Source organism: Actinomyces sp. Marseille-P3109, assembly GCF_900323545.1.
Classification (GTDB): domain Bacteria; phylum Actinomycetota; class Actinomycetes; order Actinomycetales; family Actinomycetaceae; genus Actinomyces.
The window spans coordinates 2518512-2537168 of sequence record NZ_OOHN01000008.1; the positions used below are offsets into that span (position 1 = coordinate 2518512).

Here is an 18657-nt window from a genome sequence, read left to right on the forward strand (position 1 = left end):
TCACTGACACTCAATGCATCTCATCAAGGAGGATAGAAGATGTCTACCACGGTCGCGAACCTAGTGATCCACGCAGAAAAGACCGTCTTTCCTGACGGAGTTCGCCCCGCGACAATCGTCATCAAAGGAGAAAGAATCGTCGCCGTCGAGCCCTTTGGTGCGTCGGTGAACGCAGACGAGGAGTTCACCGTCCCTCAAGGGCAGGTGCTCATGCCCGGGCTACTGGACTCCCACGTCCACGTCAACGAGCCGGGGCGGACCCAGTGGGAAGGCTACGAAAGCGCCACTCGCGCAGCATTGGCCGGGGGAATCACAACGATTCTCGACATGCCCCTCAACTCCGACCCGCCAACAGTGGACGTGGACAAGCTCGAGCTCAAGCGCACTGCCGCAGCCGGAAAGCTCTCCGTCGACGTCGGCTTCTGGGGAGGCGCAGTTCCCGGCAACAAGGAGGACCTCGCCGCCCTGTGGGAGAAAGGGGTCTTCGGCTTCAAGTGCTTCACGGCCCACTCCGGCATCGATGAGTACGGCTGTCTGCCTTACGGGGAGATCGAGGAGGACCTGAAGGAGATCTCCCGCCTGGGGGCGGTCATGATCGTGCATGCCGAGGACCCCGAGATCCTCGCCACCGCTCCTCAGAAGTTCGGTCCGCGTTACGCAGACTACCTCGCTTCGCGTCCACCGGAGGCTGAGAACGCCGCGATCGAGCACGTCCTCGAGGCCGCTCGCAAGACCGGGGCCCGGGTACACATCCTGCACCTGTCCAGTGCTCAAGCCCTGGAGTCGATTCAGAGGGCCAAGGAGGAGGGCCTGCACGTCACCGTGGAGACGTGCCCCCACTACCTCACCTTCGCCGCTGAGCAGATCCCTGATGGCGCCACCGAGTACAAGTGCGCTCCCCCTCTGCGCGAGGAGGCCAACCGGCGTGCTCTGTGGGAGGGCCTGAAGAGCGGCATCATCGATCACATCGCCTCAGACCACTCCCCGTGCACGGTGGACCTCAAGCGCAAGGAGAGCGGCGACTTCGGCCAGGCCTGGGGAGGCGTCTCCTCGGTGCAGCTGGGGCTTCCGGCCGTGTGGACGGCGGGACAGGAGTTCGGTGTCGAGCTGAGCGACATCGCCCGCTGGTTCGCCGCCAACCCGGCCCGCACCTTCAACGTCGAGCACAAGGGCGCGATCTGCGCGGGCAACGACGCCGACCTCGTCATCCTCGACCCGGAAGAGACCTTCGACGTCGACATCGAGTCCCTTGAGCACAAGAACAAGATCTCCCCCTACCACGGGCGGACTCTACGAGGAGTCGTCCACACGACCATTCTGCGCGGCCGAACCGTGGACCGCGACTCCATGCACGGTCGCATGATCGCCCGCGCATGAGCGGCCAGATTCTCCACATCCCATCGTCCTCCGCACATCACCCAAACATCATCACCCACCCAACAACACGATTAGGAGTCACCCATGTCCAGGTACATGCGTTCCATGAAGGGCCTCATCGACGCCGTCGACCACGTAGGCAAGAACTTCATCTCGATCAACGACATGTCCAACGAGCAGCTGCTGAACCTCTTCGAGCTGGGTAAAGAGCTTGAGCTGTTCAACCGCAGCAAGATCGACCTCTTCGATGACCGCATGCTCGCCCTCATGTTCTTCCAGCCCTCCACGCGTACACGCATGAGCTTCCAGACAGCCATGGAGCGCATGGGCGGCAACGTCATCGTCGAGGCCAACCCCAAGGTGACCTCCTCCGTCGCCAAGGAGGAGTCCATCGAGGACACCATGCGCTGCGTCTCGCAGTACGCCAACCTCATCGTCCTGCGCCACTACGACGAGGAGGAGGCCCGCCGAGGCGCCGAGTCCGCGGAGTGCCCGGTCATCAACGGCGGGTGGGGGCACTGGGAGCACCCGACCCAGGCGCTCCTCGACCTCTACACGCTGTGGCGCCGTTTCGGTCGGATCGAGGGGCTCAACGTGGCCGTGGTCTCCCCCGACATGGTGGAGGCCCGCACCGGGCACTCCATGGCCTACGGGCTGGCCCGCCTGGGGGCGAACGTCACCATCGCCTCCGACTCCGACCGACGTACACCGACCAACATCATCAATCGGATCCAGGACGACCTGGGCGCCAAGGTGAACGAGGAGTTCGACTTCGAACAGGACTCCTTCAACGAGTTCGTGCGCGGCCAGGATCTCATCTACCTTCCGGGTTGCTCGGCCCCGGCAGGAGCCAAGGCGGAAGAGTTCAAGACTCTGATGGACCGCTACTTCGTCCGCTACGAAACTCTCAAGGAAGAGGCAGAAAAGGGCCACAAGGTCTACGTGACCCACACGCTGCCACGCCGTAAGGGAGAGATGGATCTGCGCATCGACAACACGGAGCACCAGCTGCATTTCCGCGCAATTCTGCAGTCGGTGTCGATTCGAATGGCCCTGCTCGCTTCCATTTTGGGCCTGTGACCAGTCCGTTGTCCGCTGGGGGGCGGGACACCTCCTGTCCCCCAGCAGATGACAATCCACCAGCAAACAGCGGGGACCTTGCGACGACGTCGAGAGTAATCCCGCATCACGAAAGGAGGATGATGGTGGACACACAAGAACTCGAGAAGCTGCAAGGCATTGCTCGGCAGTGCCGCCGGGACATCGTAAAAATGGTGCACCACGCAGGTAGCGGCCACCCGGCAGGATCACTGTCAGCAATTGACATCCTGGTAGTTCTCTACTTCCGCCACATGAATATCCGCACGGAAGAGCCCCAGTGGCGAGAACGAGACATGTTCTTCCTCTCCAAAGGCCACTGCACACCCGCCTACTACTCGGTCCTGGCAGCTCGCGGCTACTTCGAACATGACGAGCTCATGACCTTCCGAGACCTGGGCACTCGACTGCAGGGGCACCCCTCCAACACGCACCTTGAGTGCGTCGACTCCTCATCCGGTTCTCTGGGTCAAGGACTGTCGCTGGCCAATGGGGCGGCGCTGGCGGCGAAGTACGACCTGCTGGACTCTCGTTACTACGTCATGCTCGGCGATGGTGAGATCCAGGAGGGTCAGGTGTGGGAGGCCGCAATGACGTCCTCCGACCACGATCTGGATAACGTGTGCGCCATTCTCGACGCCAACAGCATTCAGCTTGACGGCCCCGTTGACTCCGTGAAATCTCTCGGCGACATAGACGCCAAATGGCGTGCTTTCGGATGGCACGTCATCGATATCGACGGACACAACATGCAAGAGGTGGACGAGGCGCTCACTCAGGCCAATTCCACGATCGGACGCCCAACTCTGATCATCGCACGCACAGTCAAGGGCAAGGGCGTCTCATTCATGGAGAACACCTCGAAATATCACGGCCTCGCCCCCACGGACGAAGAACTCGAACTGGCATTGGAGGAACTTCGATGACCGCGATGAAAGAACCGCGCGATGGATACGCGCAAGCCCTGCTGGAACTGGGAGCCCAGCACGACGACGTATTCGTCCTCGATGGGGACTGCGCAACACCCAACTACACGATCCGGTTCCGCAATGCCTACCCGGAGAGGTTCGTCAACATCGGCATCGCCGAGTGCGACATCATCGGCACCGCAGCAGGCCTGTCCCTTCTGGGAAAGGTTCCCTTCGCCAACGCCTACGCGAATTTCCTGACGGGTCGGGGTTACGACCAGATTCGCGTGTCGGTCGCATACTGCCAGCGAAACGTCAAGATCGCCGGACACAACGCCGGCACCACCGCGGCCCAGGAGGGGGCCACCCACCTGCCCCTGGAAGACGTCGGCCTCATGCGCGCCATCCCTGACATGACAGTGATCGTGCCCGCCGACGCCACCGAGATGCACAAGGCCACCTTGGCGGCTTACGAGTTCGACGGCCCGGTGTATCTGCGTGTCGGCAAGCTCCCGGTTCCGGAGCTCACCGGAGAGGAAACCCCTTTCACCATTGGAAAGGCAGTCACCATGCAAGAGGGATCCGACGTGACCCTCGTATCCACGGGCTGCATCCTCTCCGAGGTACTCAAGGCCGCCGAGATTCTTAAGACGGAAGGCGTGAAGGCCGAGGTGCTCCACGTCCACACCGTCAAGCCCATCGACGCCGAAGCGATCGTCACCTCCGCCACCAAGACAGGCGCAGTGGTCAGCGCCGAGGAGCACTCCATCCTCAACGGCCTGGGATCAGCTGTCGCCGAGGTTCTGGGCGAGAACCTTCCTGTTCCGCTGGAGCGCATCGGTACCCGCGACATTTTCGGACTCTCGGGAACCATGGACGAGCTGTTCGACTACTTCGGACTGCGTGCCGAGAACATCGCTGACGCGGCGCGCCGAGCGATCTCTCGCAAGGCCTAGAAAGAACAAACGCGAACGCTTTCACCATCCGACATCAGACTGGGAAGGAAAATAGAATGAAATCATCGCTACACGACTACATGAAGGTCGGACTCATACACTTTATGGCCTACCCCTTCGCTGCCAGCGGCGACGGCGATATTGCCAGAACGATTGAGGAAATCGCGGTCGACGACTTCTTCGACGCCATCGAGATCACACGCATCAATGATGTCGAGCAGCGCAAGATCGCCAAGTCGATCATCGACACTGCCGGGATGACCGTCGGCTTCGGCGCGCAGCCCTACATCCTCAAGGGAAAGCTCAACCTCAACTCCACTGATGAGCAGGAACGCGCCAAGGCCGTGGAGGTCCTCAAGGAAGCCGTCGATCAGGCCTACGAGATGGGCGCCCGCAAGTTCGGCTTCCTCTCCGGACCGAAGCCGGCAACGGGGCAGGATGAGGCGCTGGCGCTTCTGGCAGACTCGATCACCCAGATCGGCCGCTATGCCGCGTCCAAGGGCGATCTGACCCTGTCACTGGAGACCTTCGACGACTCGACCGACAAGTGCGCCCTCATCGGCACCAATCGGCTGGCGGTGGAGCTCTCGCGAGAGGTTCGCAAGACCATTCCGGACTTCGGTCTGATGGTCGACCTGTCCCATCTCCCCATGCAGGGCGAGACGATTCACGAGGCTCTGTCCGTCACCGAGGAGCACATCAACCACGCACATATCGGTAGCTGCGTCATCCGCGACCCCTCCGATCCGGCTTACGGCGACCTCCACCCGGCGTTCTCCCACCCCAAGGGCGAGTGCGGTGTACCGGAGGTACGGGAGTTCCTCCGGGGCCTGCTGGAGATCGGCTACCTGAGCGAGGACGCCCCGGAGCGGCCGGTGGTCTCCTTCGAGGTTCAGCCACTCGGGGGACAGACAACCGGGCCGGTGGTCGCCAACGCCAAGCGAGTTCTGCGCGAAGCCTGGCGCACCCTGTAGCCGCCACCCTCATCAGTCCTCTCATTCTTCCGGAACGGCGCAGTCGCACCGGATCGACACCACGGAAACACCCAACATCACACCATTCAAGGAGTACTCACCATGACCATGCTCGAGATCACGGCCGGCGGTTTCACCTTCAAGGCCCGCTACGAGGAGGACAGCGCCCCCAAGACGGTGGCAGCCTTCAAGAAGCACCTTTTGGGACTGACGTCCAAGATCATTCACGTTCGCTGGTCCGGACAGGCCGGATGGATCCCCTTCGGGGATCTCGACCTGGGCCTGGAGCCGGAGAACGGCACCTGCTATCCCCACCCCGGAGAGATCGTCATCTACCCCGGCGGGGTGTCCGAGACTGAGCTGCTGATCGGCTACGGGTACGTGAACTTCGCATCCAAGGCGGGCCAGCTGGCCGGGAACCACTTCGCCACCATCGTCGAGGGCAATGAGCACCTTGCCGAGCTCGGGGAGAAGTTCCTCTGGGAAGGCGCCCAGGAGATCAGCTTCCGGGAAGTCTGACAGCCACAGCCGGACAGAGGAAGAACAGCTAGGCAACCACGACGGTCAACGACGACCGGGAGGAAGACATGACCGCGCACGACGATATTCAGACCATACGAACCGTGGGCTTCATCGGTTTGGGTTCGATGGGCCTGCCCATGGCGCTGAACCTGCTCAAAGCGGGTTTCGTCGTGCGCGGCCACTCCCGGAGCGCCGAGAGAACCCGTCTCTTCACGGAAGCCGGCGGGATCGACGCACCGGATCTCGGCAGCATCCTTGAGAAGGCCGACGCCGTCATCACCATGGTGCCCGACGGCGACGTCGTCGAAGAGCTCATGGAGGCGCCTGACGGGATCGCGGCCCGAGCACCGCGCGGCTGCCTCATGCTCGACATGAGCACGATCGCCCCCGACCAGGCAAGGGGTCTGGCCGCACGGTGCCGGGATCTGGGAATCGACTTCCTCGACGCACCCGTCTCAGGAGGCACCAAAGGGGCGCGCGACGGCAGCCTCACCATCATGGTCGGGGGCGAAGAGGCGACCTTCGCCAAGGCCCAGCCGCTCCTGTCCGCCATGGGCACAACCATCACCCGCATGGGACAGGAGGGCTCGGGCCAGGTCACAAAGGCCGCCAACCAGCTCATTGTGGGAGGCGCCCTGGCCGTCCTGTCCGAGGCCATCATCCTGCTTGAACACAACGGCGTGAACCCCGTCCACGCACTCGGGGCGCTTTCGCAGGGCCTGGCCGGCTCCAGGATCTTGGACCTGAAGGGCGAGGCGTCCGTTTCTCGGAGCTTCAGCCCCACTTTCACCATCAGGCTGCACAGCAAAGACATGGGGATCGTCCAGTCGACCGCACGTTCTTCCGGCTGCTGCCTGCCTACAGCCAGTTCCGTAGCCCAGCTCTTCACCGCGGCAGAGGCCAACGGGTGGACGGACCTCGATCACTCCGCCCTACTCAAGGTCATCGAGCTGCTCAGCGGCACATCCAGTAACGATCAGAGAGAAGAACAGTCATGACACACATGCGTGCAGTCGACGCAATCGTCCAGATCCTGGAGAAGGAGGGCGCCACCCAGGCCTTCGGGGTCCCCGGTGCCGCCATCAATCCTTTGTACTCCGCCATGAAGGAGCACGGTGGAATACGGCATGTCCTGGCGCGGCATGTTGAGGCCGCCTCCCATATGGCGGAGGGCTACACGCGCACAGTGCCGGGAAACATCGGAGTATGCATCGGTACCTCCGGTCCGGGAGGGACCGACATGGTCACAGGCATGTACTCGGCCTGGGCCGACTCCATTCCCATCCTGTGCATCACGGGCCAGGCCAAGGTGGCCATGCTTCACAAGGAGGAGTTCCAGGGGGTCGATATCGCCTCGATCGCGGAGCCGGTCACCAAGATGGCCACGACGGTCCTGGAAGCAGCACAGATTCCGGGCACCTTCGCCAAGGCCTTCCAGCTCATGCGGACGGGACGTCGGGGCCCAGTTCTTATCGACCTCCCCATGGACGTGCAGATGGCCACCATCGATTTCGACATCGATGCCTACGAGCCGCTTCCCGTGCCGGTCCCGAGGATGTCGTCGTACCAGGCCGACACCATTCTGGACATGCTCGACGCCGCAGAGCACCCGGTGCTGATTGCCGGCGGCGGCATCATGAACGCCGATGCCTCCCAAGAGCTGGTCAGTCTCGCCGAGTTCTTAGGGATTCCGGTGATCTCGACGCTGATGGGCTGGGGCTCGATCCCTGACGACCACCCCCTCGCCCAAGGAATGGCTGGAATCCAGACCTCCCACCGCTACGCCAACGCAACCTTCCTGGAGGCGGATCTGGTCATCGGCATCGGCAACCGCTGGGCCGCCCGCCACACCGGTGACCTCACCTCCTACCGGGGCGAGCGCCGTTTCGTGCACATCGACGTCGAGCCGACTCAGATCGGCAGGGTCTTCCCCGCTGACTTCTCCTCGGTGTCCGACGCCAAAGCGGCCCTGGAGGTGCTTCTCGCGACTGCCCGCGAACGTTACGGGCGTCCGGTCGAGAGGTATCGGCAATGGGTCGAGGAGTGCAACGAGCGCAAGCGGACGATGCTGCGCCGCACCCACTTCGACCAGGCGCCGTTGAAGCCCCAGCGCGTCTACGAGGAGATGTGCCGCGCCTTCGGGCCCGAGACCCGCTACGTCACCACTATCGGACTGTCCCAGATCGCCGCGGCGCAGATGCTGCACGTCTATCGTCCGCACCACTGGATCAATGCGGGTCAGGCGGGTCCCCTGGGGTGGACGATCCCCGCCGCGATCGGTGCGGCTGTTGCCGATCCGCAGACACCCGTGGTGGCGCTGTCCGGTGACTACGACTTCCAGTTCCTCATCGAGGAGCTGGCTGTGGCCGCGCACTTCCGTATTCCGTACGTTCACGTCGTCGTCAACAACGCCTATCTCGGACTCATCCGCCAGTCCCAGAGGGCCTTCGACATGGATTACCAGGTCCAGCTGTCCTTCAAGAATCTCAACGCGCCTGAGACCGACGGCTACGGGGTCGACCATATCGGCGTCGCCGAGTCGCTCGGCTGCAAGGCGATACGGGCACGAACACCTGAGGAACTGTCGGAAGCCCTGCGCACAGCGCGTCAGACAGCACAGACATTCAGTGTTCCCGTCATTGTCGAAGCCATCCTCGAGCGCGTCACGAATATCTCCATGGGAGCTGCCGTTGACGCCGTCACTGAGTTCGAGGAGCTCGCCGAGAACCCGGCGCTCGACGCCCCTATGGCCGTGGCCCTGCAACAGGAGAGTAAGTAGACACCTACATATGAAATCGACAATCGCAATTCAAGTTTTAAGACGACTGACTACTCAAGGAGAGTATTGTGAAAGCGCTCGAAGCGGACTACGACGAGCTCCGGGAGGGTGATCCTCAGGGGCGGCTGTTCAATGACGATCTCGCTCCCGCCCGCGCCAGCGACCGCCAGTGGAACAGTTACGCCCTGTTCTCACTGTGGATGAATGACGCCCACAACGCCTCGAACTACACCTTCGCAGCAGGACTGTTCATCGGCACCGGCGTCATTATGGGCATGACCCCCTTATCGATCGTCATCGGAGTGTTCATCGCAACATTCATCATCTTCATCGCCTGCTGCGTATCCGGGCTGATGGGGTATGAGACCGGAGCGCCCTACCCGGTCATCTCCCGCGTCACCTGGGGCGTGTGGGGTGCGAACTTCCCGGCCCTGGTTCGAGGGATCGTCGCTATCGCGTGGTACGGGATCCAGACCTATCTGGCATCCATCTCGCTGGAGTTGCTGTTGATGCGGATCTTCCCTCCCATGCAGCACTGGACCGCGTCCTTCGTGGGGCTACGCCTGTCCGGGTGGGTGGCCTTCCTTATCCTGTCGGGGATCCAGCTGATCATCGTCTGGCGAGGCATGGAGGCGGTGCGTCACTTCCAGGGTGCTGCCGGACCGATCATCTGGGTCATCATGATCGGCCTGGGAGTCTGGATGCTCTCCCAGGCAGGCTGGGACTTCAGGTGGACAGTCAACGCGGATAACGTCACACCCCCTATCGGCACGCAGTTCTACCAGATCTTCGTGACGGTGGGACTGACAATCGGGACGCTGGCGACCCTTATGCTCAACTTCTCCGACTTCGCCCGCTACGCACCGAGTCGTCGCTCCGTGGTCATGGGAAATGTTCTGGGCCTGCCTCTGAACTGGACCGCCTTCGCTCTGACCTCGGTCTTGTGCTCTGCCGCTGCCATCAAGGTTTACGGCGAGGCCTTCCATGATCCGGGCGACCTGCTGTCACGCATCGACAACGACGTCGTCTTCTACGTGGTCTCGATCGCCTTCATCGTGGCCACGATCGGGGTGAATATTGTGGCGAACTTCGTCTCGGCAGCTTTCGATCTGTCCAACCTCAACCCTAGAAAAATCTCTTTCAGGGTGGGCGGAATCGTGTCCGTCATCGCATCGATCGTCGTGACTCCCTGGAACCTCTATGGAAGCCCAACAGCGATCAACTACTTCCTCGGTTCTCTCGGGGCGCTTCTCGGCCCCTTCTTCGGAATCCTCACACTTGACTACTTCTACTACAAGCGGTCACGAGTGGACCTGCGGGATCTGTACTCCCCCAATCCGGAAGGACGCTACTTCTACCGAGGAGGCCTCAATACCGACGCTCTGCTCGGCTTCATTCCGGCGGCCATCGTCGCTCTGTGCATCGCCCTGGTTCCGGCTTTCAGCAAGGTGTCTCCTTTCTCCTGGTTCATCGCCGCACCATTAGGAGCCCTGTGCTACTGGATCGTGCAGACGCTGCGGGGCAACAAGCCCCTGCCCACCGGCTCCGGCGACTGACGCACTTCTTGAACCACAGGCCAGTATCGACAACGCCGCCCTGCTGACGAGAGGGAGGAGGTGAGCCAATGCTGCTGACAACGGTGGCGCTTCTGGCTCCCCTCCTCCTGATCGGCGCTCTCGGCGTCGTGTCGGCGAGAAGCAGACATTTTCGCCAGGCACTGAACCCACTCAATGAGTTCGTCTTCCGCATCACTCTTCCCTGCTACCTGTTCACCGTTATCGTCAAACCTGACTCCTGACTTTTTTGTTGGTTGAAGGTGTTGGTGGTGGGTTTTCGTTGGGATTGTGCGGGTGGCTGAGTTGGTTCGGGCACTAATTCGGGGTGTGTAGGGTTGGTGGGTGACGCCTTCGATCAACACTTATGTGACGTCTTCTGGGGCGACGGCGGTCAAGGTCGTGTTCAAGAGCCGCGGTAGGCGCATGGTTAAGCACGTTGGCTCGGCTCATGATGAGGCCGAGCTCGCCGTCCTGATGGAAAAGGCTCGCCAGATCGCTCAGGCGGGCCAGACGAGCTTGGACCTGGAAGCCCTGGTCGGCGCGCCCAAGCCGATCGTGTCGGGCAGCGCCCTGATGGGCGCTACGACGAGCGCGCTGCTGATCCAGGTCCTGTCTCATGCCTGGGAGGTCCTTGGTCTGGGCGAGGCGGTCGACGGCGATGAGGGCTTTAAGCAGATGGTCTTCGCACGGCTGGTGGAGCCCACCAGCAAGGCGCAGGTTCCGCGGGTGCTGGGCGAGATCGGGGTTCAGCCGCTGACGGTCCGTACGCTCTACCGGTCGCTGGCCAGTTGCGTCGACAATGACTGGAGGAGCAGTATCCAGGCCGCCCTCTACAAGCGTGTCAACGCCTGCGGTGACCTCTCACTGGTCTTATACGACGTGACCACGTTGTACTTCGAGACGGAGACGGAGGATGACCTGCGCAAGGTCGGTTTCTCCAAAGAGCGCAGGGTAGATCCGCAGATCACGGTCGGCATGCTCGTCGATAGAGGCGGCTTCCCCCTCCAGGTGGGGTGCTGGGAAGGAAACCACGCCGAGACCAAGACCATCGTACCCACGGTCCAAGGCTTCCTGGACGCCCATGGTGTCGATCCGGCAGACCTGGTGGTGGTGGCGGATGCCGGCATGATGTCCTACACGAACCTGACCGCCTTGGATAAGGCTGGTTTGTCGTTCATCGTCGGGTCCAAGACCACCAAGGCGCCCTGGGACCTGGCCGAGCACACGCATTTCCACGGTGAGGCCTATACCGATGGCCAGATCATCGAGACCACCACTCCCAGGAAGGGAATCAAGTCTCTCAAGGGCAGGTCGAAGGTCAGGAGCCGCCCGGCCTGGACGCCGCAGGACAACCCGGAGTCGTGGCGGGTCGTGTGGCACTACAGCGCCAAGCGCTTCGCCCACGACAACACGACCCTGACGGCGCAGGAGAATAAGGCCAAGGCTGTGATCGACGGCGAGAAGACTGCCCGCCGCCCCAGGTTCGTGAAGGGATCCGCAGACCACTTGTCACTTGATGAGGCATCCCTCAAGCGGGCCCGCGCAACAGCGGGCCTGAAGGGCTATGTCACCAATATGACAAGTAAGCGCATGAATGCTGCTGAGGTCGTCAGCTCCTACCGGAGCCTGTGGCACGTGGAGCAGTCATGGCGAATGAGCAAGCACGACCTGCGCGCCCGCCCGATCTTCCACCACCGCAAAGACTCCATCGAAGCGCACTTGACCATGGTGATCACCGCTCTCGCCGTCGCCCGCTACCTCCAAGACACCACCGGCACATCAATCAAGAAGATCATCCATACACTCAAACCAATCCAGACCGCCCAGATCCACCTAGCCGGCCAGACGATCACCGCTAGCCACCCACTCACGCCCCAAGCCCAGACCATCCTCAACGCGCTAGACATCGCCCCCGAGATCTGACACCCCAAACGGGCACTAAACTGTCAGGACTCAGGTCAAAGCTCCACGTCCTACCGGAGGTGTGCCTTGGCTCGTGCTGCTGCCCGGACCAGTCCTGGCCGGCGCGAGCTTTGTCGTCATCGGGCTCATCCTGCTGCGACGATGGCCCCGCGGGACCCTGAGGCACCAGCAGATCGGCGTGGTGGCGCTCTGCGCGACCTGGGGCAACGTCGCCTACCTCGGAGTGCCGATCGCCACCGGCCTAGCAGGCCCCGAGGCTGGACTACCTGCCGGAATCATGCAGCTTCTGCACAATCTGCTCTTCCTCGTGGGGTACCCCGCGCTGCGTCGCCTCGTCGGTCTCGGTGCTCACATGGGCCAGAGCCCCCAGACAGGGGCATCGAAGGGTCGGCCGTCACCGCGGCATCGCATCATCGGCGTGCTCACGGCCTCTTTCAACCCGGCCACCCTCGGTGTCGGAACCGGTGTGATCACTCAGATCATGTCCATTCCCGTGCCGGACGTCATCCTGACGACGACCACGCTGTTGGCGGGCGCGACCGTTCCTTGCGCATTGTTCGTCGCTGGCCTGGCAGTCCCCGGAGCCCTTCACGCAGTCAGGCGGCGAACGGTACCCCTGTTCACCGTTCTTACGGCGGCCGGCATCAAGACGCTGCTTCTCCCCGCGATCGGGGCCCTTGTCCTACGGCTTGTCGCCTTCACCGACTCATCCACGGGATCCGTGTGGCTTCTCAGCGCTCTCATCATGCTGGCAGTGCCCTCCGCCTCGGCCGCGCTCAACCTTGCTATCGCCTACGATCATGAATCCGATGCAGCCGCCTCGATCATCATCAGCACCATGCTGATGTTTCCTCTGACGCTCCCCATCATGCTGACCCTGAACACGATGTGAGCCTGCTGGGACGGCAAGGAGTGACGCTGTGCCACACGTTGTCACGCATCAGTCCACCGTGCAGGGCACAGCGCTTCACCTCGTATGCTTCTCCCCATGAGTCAGTCGCGCATCGCATAGATTCTGGACGACCTGTTCTTCGAGGCAAAGACGCAGCGGGGCAAGGGCACAAGCTTCGAGCGCCTGGTGCGCCAGTTCCTTCTTACGGATCCGCGCTACGCCGAGCGCTTCGACGACGTGTGGATGTGGTGCGACTGGCCGGACCGCGGCGCGCGCCCGGACCGCGGCATCGACCTGGTGGCCCGCGAGCACTGTATGAGGTCATGAGTTTGGTGGCGTGTGCTGGGACGCGGGTGGTGGGAGGCTGGTTGTGGCTAGGCGGTGTGGGGGGCGGTGGTAGTTGTAGCGGTGGTTCCACACCGCGACGGTGTCGCGGTAATGCTGCTGTGAGGTGTAGGTGCGCGCGTAGAGGCACTCCTCGGCCAGGATGCGGTTGTAGCGCTCGACCTTGCCGTTGTGGCGTGGGGTGTGGGGGCGGATCCTCTGGTGGCGCGAGGCCAGGGAGTGATGGTCGCGGTGAAGGTCTGGGCGCGGTAGCTCGCCCCGTTGTCGGTGACCACCCGTACGAGTCTGATGACGCCGTGGGCGGCCAGGAAGGCCCGGGCGCGGCAGAAGAAGCCGATCGTGGTGGAGGCCTTCTCGTCATCCGGGGCCTTGGTGTAGGCCGGGCGGGAGGAGCCGTCGATGGCGGTGTGCAGGTAGGTGTAGCCGGTTCTGGCTTCTTTGTCCCGCCTGGAGGCCTTGGCCTCGGGGTCGGGCGCGTCCGTGGGCCCGCCAGCCGCCTCTCGGTGGGATGCGTCCGACTCTTGATGTCCAGGTGGATTATGCGGCCCGTGGAAGCGGGCCAGGATGGGTTTGCTGGCCCGGTTGGTCTGCCCGGTGGGGTCGGGTGTCGCGTCGGCGGTTCAGGCTGGCTCTGTCCAGCCAGCGGGTCACGGTACGTACCGACACCACTGTCCCGCGCTGGGCGAGCTCGTGGCTGATACGGCGGGCGGACCCTTGCGGGTGCGGCGTCAGTGCTCGATGAGGTCCACAGTCTTGGAACTGGTCTGGGTGGGGCGCTGGAGCGGTCCTCGAGTGCCGGGGCTCCGCTCTGGCGGTAGCGAGCGATCCACTTGGACATCGCGGTGTGGGCGATACCGGCCTCGGCGACTACAGCGGTGATAGGACGACCGGCCTGGACACGCATCACCAGCCGGTAGGCGGCCCTGAGGCGTCAACACAGCGTTACGGTGGGTCATGGCAGTGGGGCTTTCTCCTGCCAGAAGGATGATTCAGCACCACCCATCCTGACGGCCCAAGCTCCGCTGCCCCCCCCACCCACGACTACAACCTCATAACCCACAACACCTAGGAAGCAGGCCAAGAAAATTAGTGATGTCACTAAGAATGTAAACTATAGTATCAACCGAGTCAGGTGCATCATCAAACAAGTTAATGTCCATATTTGGCACCATCAGGAGAGTTAAGACAACCCTAGACACGTTCCCCCAATTCACTATAGTAATCCGAACATCAATAATACACCCCGAACAACCTTGCAAAACACCAGAAGGACCATCTGAAGAATAATCTAATTTAATCAATAAAGCCTATCTGCCACAGCCTTAAATACTGAAATCAAATGAATCTCGCTCGTTCAACATCAAGAGATTTATTTGATTACGGTTGGCGGTAACATTATAGGCCATTATTTTTTTATCATAAACAGTGAATGACAGCAATAACTTAGGATCACACTGACTCCCTACTAAAATAATAGGCCTTCCTTTTAAAGAGTAAGTGTTTGCCATTTGTGCATTAGCTCGAAGTTCGATAGTTTCTGCTATAACTTTTTCTGACCCTCTAATTACAGACCCCGAATCAGTTATTCGGACAACGCCAGGATGAAGTACAGATATTAGCTGATCAACGTTTCCCTCCTGAGCTGCAGCAAGAAAAGCACTTACAACTCGCTGCACTTCACTTTCATTGAATTTACGTTGATTTAAACGAAATTCATTATTCCTTAAATGCTTGCGCGCTCGACTAGCTTGACGCCGAGCAGCCCCTTCGCTAACCTGTAAAATTTTTCCTACTTCAGCAAAAGTAAAGTCGAATATATCATGTAAAATTAAAGCAACTTGCTGCGAAGGGCTTAGTTTGGCTAAAATAATATTAAACGCTGTTTCAATATTGCAATTTAATTCCACACTACTTTCGGGCTCATACTCGCCTAATGAATGATTTATCAGATTATAGTCTGACTCAAACCTACGATTTCTCCTAAGATTATCTAAGCATAACCTTGTAACAACGGTAGTGAGCCAAGCTTCTAAATTAGAAATATTGTTCTTATCAATTTGATCATAACGAATCCATGCCTCTTGCATAATATCATCCACATCTAAAGAATTGTGCAAGAATCGGAAAGCCAACGCTCGCAGGTACTTTTCCTGCGAAGCGAAGGCATCCCAGTTCTGGTCGATGGTCACAGATCGAACCCGTAACTACCGATCAACTCGATCACCTGCGGTATCGGATAGCCACCTTCGACGTGGGAGCCAATCACCTTCGGTAGAACTGCAGTTGTATCTAGATTTAGTAGTGGGTTGTTCTTCTCGTCTTCAAGTTCTATTAGAGCGACAAATTTGTTTGTGTCTTGTAGTCTCCAATATGCTAAACGAACGAAATCGGGGTGCTCTTCTGTTAAAGTTGAGAACGCAGCCCTAACGGCAGACTCAACCTCTTTCGCACCAGAGTCATCTGTTGTGAATTCAATGAGTCGTTGCATATCGATCATCTCCCTATCAATCTGCTTGGGTTACTTGAGAAGATATCGAGCAGGGCTCAATCACTCTGCTCGATCAGACGACGCACCAGAAAGACAGAACGGGACAACTCGATGGTGCGTTCATTCTCACATTCTAAAATTATGCATCATAAGCATTTTTTTGATATAATTTATAGTTTTGTTGGTTGTGTAACTTGCGACACAAGCTTACAACTCATTGCTGGAGTGCTGAATAGGGGTGAAGGCGTCCCCTGCCCAATGGAAGTGCGCCTCCAGTCGCCTGGCACCCGGGTGGTACGGGCCCCGACGATGAACCGCAGCCTCGCCTCATCCAACGCGCTCAGGTTCGATACCGACAGCATTCCGGCGCCCGTTGACGACGGGCTAACTCGGCGATGCCGTGAGCGGCCTGGAAGGCCTCCACGACGGGGATGATCGTGGAGGTCTCGGCCCGGTTACCCTCCCAGCATCCGACTTGGAGGGGGAACCCGTGGCGGTCGACCAGCAGGCCCACGATGACCTGGGGATCGACCCTCCTCTCCTTGCCAGTAGCCCACCCGCCGCAGGTCATCCTCATGCTCGGCCTCGAAGTAGAGCGTGGTCATGCCTGCAGGCACAGGGACAGCCCCCTGGTGGCGGTGACGTGCTCGAACAGGGCCTGAGAGATCGCCTCCCGATAGCCCCGCTCCGCGCAGTGTCCCAGGGAGCGGAACAAGGTCCGCACGCTGACCGCGTCCAGGCCTAGGTCACCCAGGACACGGGGGACCTAGGCCTTGGAGGTCGGCTCGATCAAACGCGCCAGACCCATCTGCTCAAAAGCCCGATCACCACCAGCGGCGTCCCCCAGCCCCAGGTAGGTAGGCCCGTGCAGGACCTCCAACTCGGCCTCGTCGTGGGCTGATCCCAGGGGTTCCACAATCCGGCGCACACCGCCGGACTTGGACACGATTTGCACCGCCCTGGCCCCCGAGGAGGTCCTGACCTTACGCAGAAACGGGCTCACCACCCCGACCATACTAGCCCTTTAGTGTGTCAGCACACCCCCAAACACCACGCGATACCAACGAAAACCCACCTCAAAACCCAAACCCCACCAAACTGTCATGAGTCAGGCCAGACCGCCAGGTCCTCCATCTCCTCGAGCTCCTTGCCCTTGGTCTCGGGCACCCGGAAGAAGACGAAGATGAGGGACAGCAGAGCGAAGAAGGCGTAGAAGCCGTAGGCGAAGGTCAGGCTGATGCTGGAGAAGCTCGGGAAGGTGGTGGAGATGAAGAAGTTCGCCACCCACTGGGCGGCGGCCGCCACCGCCAGCGCCCCGGCACGGATCCGGTTGGGGAACATCTCGCCCAGCAGCACCCACACGAGCGGCCCCCAGGTCGCCCCGAAGGCCACGACGAACAGGTTGGCCGCCACCAGCGCGATCGGTGACCATGGCGCCTCCAGGGTCACCTCGCCACCGCTGACATTGGCGAAGGAGAAGGCCAGCGCCATGAGCCCCAGGGAGACGGTCATGAAGAACGAGCCGGCCAGCAGCATGGGCCGGCGTCCCACCTTGTCCACCAGGAGGATCGCCAGGATCGTCACCAGGATGTTAGTCACCGACGTGATGACCGTGATGGTCAGGGCGTCGGACTCCTCGAAGCCCACGGTGCGCCACAACGTCGTCGAGTAGTAGAAGATGACGTTGATGCCCACGAACTGCTGGAAGACGGACAGCAGGATGCCCACCCACACGATCGGCTTGAGACCCAGCGCCGACCCGCGCAGGTCGGACAGGGACTCGCGCTTCTCAGAGTCGATGGTGGAGCGGATCTCCTCGATCTTGAGGTTGACGTTGACGATGCCGGTGAAGTCGTAGAGCACCTGGGAGGCCTTGTCGTAGTTGCCGCGCGCCACGAGGAAGCGCGGGGACTCCGGCAGCCGGAAGGCGAAGAGCCCGTAGACCAGGGCGGGCAGGGCCTCGGCGATGAACATCCACCGCCAGGCCTCCATCCCCAGCCACAGCTCCTTGGCGGCCCCACCCGCCTGTCCGGAGAACCAGGCGTCGGCCAGCAGAGAGGAGAAGATGCCGACGACGATGGCCAGCTGCTGGAGGGAGCCCAGGCGACCGCGCACACTCGCCGGGGAGACCTCGGCGATGTATGCCGGGGCGATGACGGAGGCCGCCCCCACGCCCAGGCCACCCACCACGCGCCACACGATGAAGTCGATGACACCGAAGGCCAGCCCCGAGCCGAGTGCGGAGGCAAGGAACATGACGGCGGCGATGAGCATAACGGGCACGCGGCCCAGCCGGTTGGAGACCGGCCCGGCGAACCAGGCACCCAGCGTGCAGCCGATGAGCGCCGAGGAGACGGAGAAGCCCTTGAGGGCATCGCTGAGGGCGAACTGGTCGGAGAGGGCGTCGACGGCGCCGTTGATGACGGCGGTGTCGAAGCCGAAGAGGAACCCACCCAGGGCCGCGGCCACGCAGATGCCAATGATCCGGGCGTTGATGCGGCTGACGGTCGAAGCCGGATCGTCCGAGGTCGGTGCCGGGGAGGAGGCGGCTGGTGTCCGGGAGGATGACGACTGTGATGACGAGGATGACTCTGCCATGGTGTGTTTCCTGACGTCGGAAGAGTCGCACACGGCACTCGCTTCGTGCCGTGCGGCATGGCGGACCCCCTCAGGCTACGACCGTGCCCGGTGCCACAGTGGCTATTTCGTCATCCTCTTCCCCGCCCTCGCCTCCGCCCCGGTTCGACGGCGCCCGGCCAGGACCCAAGTCCTTGACGTTCAGTCGATTGATTCGAGTGGCGGGAGTCTCCGCTCGAACCGGACCCGTTACCGGCGCCGG

Annotated in this window: 16 protein-coding genes and 2 pseudogenes; 13 read left to right on the plus strand and 5 right to left on the minus strand. The window is 61.3% G+C overall.

What is annotated here, in order from left to right:
* Positions 1–39 precede the first annotated feature (39 nt).
* The 13 genes from allB to BQ8008_RS13930 all read left to right on the plus strand — a co-directional run bounded on the left by allB (position 40) and on the right by BQ8008_RS13930 (position 13312).
* Positions 40–1377, plus strand: coding sequence for an allantoinase AllB (gene allB / locus BQ8008_RS10920; protein WP_108834015.1), 1338 nt, complete (start codon positions 40–42; stop codon positions 1375–1377).
* Between the two features lie 84 nt (positions 1378–1461).
* The gene (locus BQ8008_RS10925) at positions 1462–2457 is read left to right on the plus strand and encodes an aspartate/ornithine carbamoyltransferase family protein (RefSeq protein WP_108834016.1); all 996 of its coding nucleotides are present in this window, start codon (positions 1462–1464) and stop codon (positions 2455–2457) included.
* Between the two features lie 119 nt (positions 2458–2576).
* Entirely contained in the window at positions 2577–3401 is an 825-nt protein-coding gene (locus BQ8008_RS10930) for a transketolase (protein WP_234415368.1), read from the plus strand.
* Positions 3398–4339: a transketolase family protein gene (locus BQ8008_RS10935; RefSeq protein ID WP_108834018.1), complete on the plus strand. Its 942-nt coding sequence runs from the start codon at positions 3398–3400 to the stop codon at positions 4337–4339. Before BQ8008_RS10930 ends, BQ8008_RS10935 begins: the two co-directional genes overlap by 4 nt.
* 56 nt (positions 4340–4395) lie before the next feature.
* On the plus strand, positions 4396–5313 hold the full coding sequence (locus BQ8008_RS10940; protein WP_009402957.1) for a sugar phosphate isomerase/epimerase family protein: 918 nt from the start codon (positions 4396–4398) through the stop codon (positions 5311–5313).
* A gap of 102 nt (positions 5314–5415) precedes the next feature.
* Positions 5416–5832, plus strand: coding sequence for a DUF3830 family protein (locus BQ8008_RS10945; protein WP_009402959.1), 417 nt, complete (start codon positions 5416–5418; stop codon positions 5830–5832).
* A 68-nt stretch (positions 5833–5900) separates the two neighbouring features.
* Positions 5901–6833: an NAD(P)-dependent oxidoreductase gene (locus BQ8008_RS10950; protein ID WP_108834019.1), complete on the plus strand. Its 933-nt coding sequence runs from the start codon at positions 5901–5903 to the stop codon at positions 6831–6833.
* Entirely contained in the window at positions 6830–8614 is a 1785-nt protein-coding gene (gene gcl, locus BQ8008_RS10955; RefSeq protein ID WP_108834020.1) for a glyoxylate carboligase, read from the plus strand. Before BQ8008_RS10950 ends, gcl begins: the two co-directional genes overlap by 4 nt.
* Before the next feature lie 68 nt (positions 8615–8682).
* Positions 8683–10170: an NCS1 family nucleobase:cation symporter-1 gene (locus BQ8008_RS10960; RefSeq protein ID WP_108834021.1), complete on the plus strand. Its 1488-nt coding sequence runs from the start codon at positions 8683–8685 to the stop codon at positions 10168–10170.
* A 68-nt stretch (positions 10171–10238) separates the two neighbouring features.
* Positions 10239–10412, plus strand: coding sequence for a hypothetical protein (locus BQ8008_RS13375; RefSeq protein WP_159086794.1), 174 nt, complete (start codon positions 10239–10241; stop codon positions 10410–10412).
* A gap of 100 nt (positions 10413–10512) precedes the next feature.
* Positions 10513–12093, plus strand: a complete 1581-nt coding sequence (locus BQ8008_RS10965) for an IS1634 family transposase (protein ID WP_108834022.1) — start codon at positions 10513–10515, stop codon at positions 12091–12093.
* A 61-nt stretch (positions 12094–12154) separates the two neighbouring features.
* Positions 12155–12985 carry an AEC family transporter gene (locus tag BQ8008_RS10970; RefSeq protein WP_159086795.1) on the plus strand — a complete coding sequence of 277 codons (831 nt, stop codon included), beginning with the start codon at positions 12155–12157 and terminating at the stop codon, positions 12983–12985.
* Positions 12986–13171: 186 nt separating this feature from the next.
* Entirely contained in the window at positions 13172–13312 is a 141-nt protein-coding gene (locus BQ8008_RS13930) for a restriction endonuclease (protein ID WP_159086796.1), read from the plus strand.
* On the opposite strand, the pseudogene BQ8008_RS10980 reads toward BQ8008_RS13930, so the two are convergent.
* The 5 genes and pseudogenes from BQ8008_RS10980 to BQ8008_RS11000 form a co-directional block, all read right to left on the minus strand.
* Positions 13296–14286, minus strand: a pseudogene (locus tag BQ8008_RS10980) (integrase core domain-containing protein); the annotation flags it as partial. The gene BQ8008_RS13930 and the pseudogene BQ8008_RS10980 overlap by 17 nt on opposite strands.
* Before the next feature lie 366 nt (positions 14287–14652).
* Positions 14653–15519, minus strand: coding sequence for a sigma-70 family RNA polymerase sigma factor (locus BQ8008_RS10985; RefSeq protein ID WP_108834025.1), 867 nt, complete (start codon positions 15517–15519; stop codon positions 14653–14655).
* Positions 15516–15827: a hypothetical protein gene (locus BQ8008_RS10990; RefSeq protein ID WP_199907982.1), complete on the minus strand. Its 312-nt coding sequence runs from the start codon at positions 15825–15827 to the stop codon at positions 15516–15518. The genes BQ8008_RS10985 and BQ8008_RS10990 overlap by 4 nt, the downstream gene beginning before the upstream one ends.
* Positions 15828–16055: 228 nt before the next feature.
* Positions 16056–16821: pseudogene (locus BQ8008_RS14140) on the minus strand (IS1634 family transposase); the annotation flags it as partial.
* 98 nt (positions 16822–16919) lie between these two features.
* Positions 16920–18416 (minus strand): sugar porter family MFS transporter, encoded by a 1497-nt coding sequence (locus BQ8008_RS11000; RefSeq protein ID WP_199907983.1) that lies wholly within the window; start codon positions 18414–18416, stop codon positions 16920–16922.
* Between the last annotated feature and the right edge of the window lie 241 nt (positions 18417–18657).

What these genes read in the sequence shown, in the direction of transcription:
- allB (WP_108834015.1), top strand. Translation starts at nt 40, where the DNA reads ATGTCTACCACGGTCGCGAACCTAGTGATCCACGCAGAAAAGACCGTC.
- BQ8008_RS10925 (WP_108834016.1), top strand. Translation starts at nt 1,462, where the DNA reads ATGTCCAGGTACATGCGTTCCATGAAGGGCCTCATCGACGCCGTCGAC.
- BQ8008_RS10930 (WP_234415368.1), top strand. Translation starts at nt 2,577, where the DNA reads ATGATGGTGGACACACAAGAACTCGAGAAGCTGCAAGGCATTGCTCGG.
- BQ8008_RS10935 (WP_108834018.1), top strand. Translation starts at nt 3,398, where the DNA reads ATGACCGCGATGAAAGAACCGCGCGATGGATACGCGCAAGCCCTGCTG.
- BQ8008_RS10940 (WP_009402957.1), top strand. Translation starts at nt 4,396, where the DNA reads ATGAAATCATCGCTACACGACTACATGAAGGTCGGACTCATACACTTT.
- BQ8008_RS10945 (WP_009402959.1), top strand. Translation starts at nt 5,416, where the DNA reads ATGACCATGCTCGAGATCACGGCCGGCGGTTTCACCTTCAAGGCCCGC.
- BQ8008_RS10950 (WP_108834019.1), top strand. Translation starts at nt 5,901, where the DNA reads ATGACCGCGCACGACGATATTCAGACCATACGAACCGTGGGCTTCATC.
- gcl (WP_108834020.1), top strand. Translation starts at nt 6,830, where the DNA reads ATGACACACATGCGTGCAGTCGACGCAATCGTCCAGATCCTGGAGAAG.
- BQ8008_RS13375 (WP_159086794.1), top strand. Translation starts at nt 10,239, where the DNA reads ATGCTGCTGACAACGGTGGCGCTTCTGGCTCCCCTCCTCCTGATCGGC.
- BQ8008_RS10990 (WP_199907982.1), bottom strand. Translation starts at nt 15,827, where the DNA reads ATGATCGATATGCAACGACTCATTGAATTCACAACAGATGACTCTGGT.
- BQ8008_RS11000 (WP_199907983.1), bottom strand. Translation starts at nt 18,416, where the DNA reads ATGGCAGAGTCATCCTCGTCATCACAGTCGTCATCCTCCCGGACACCA.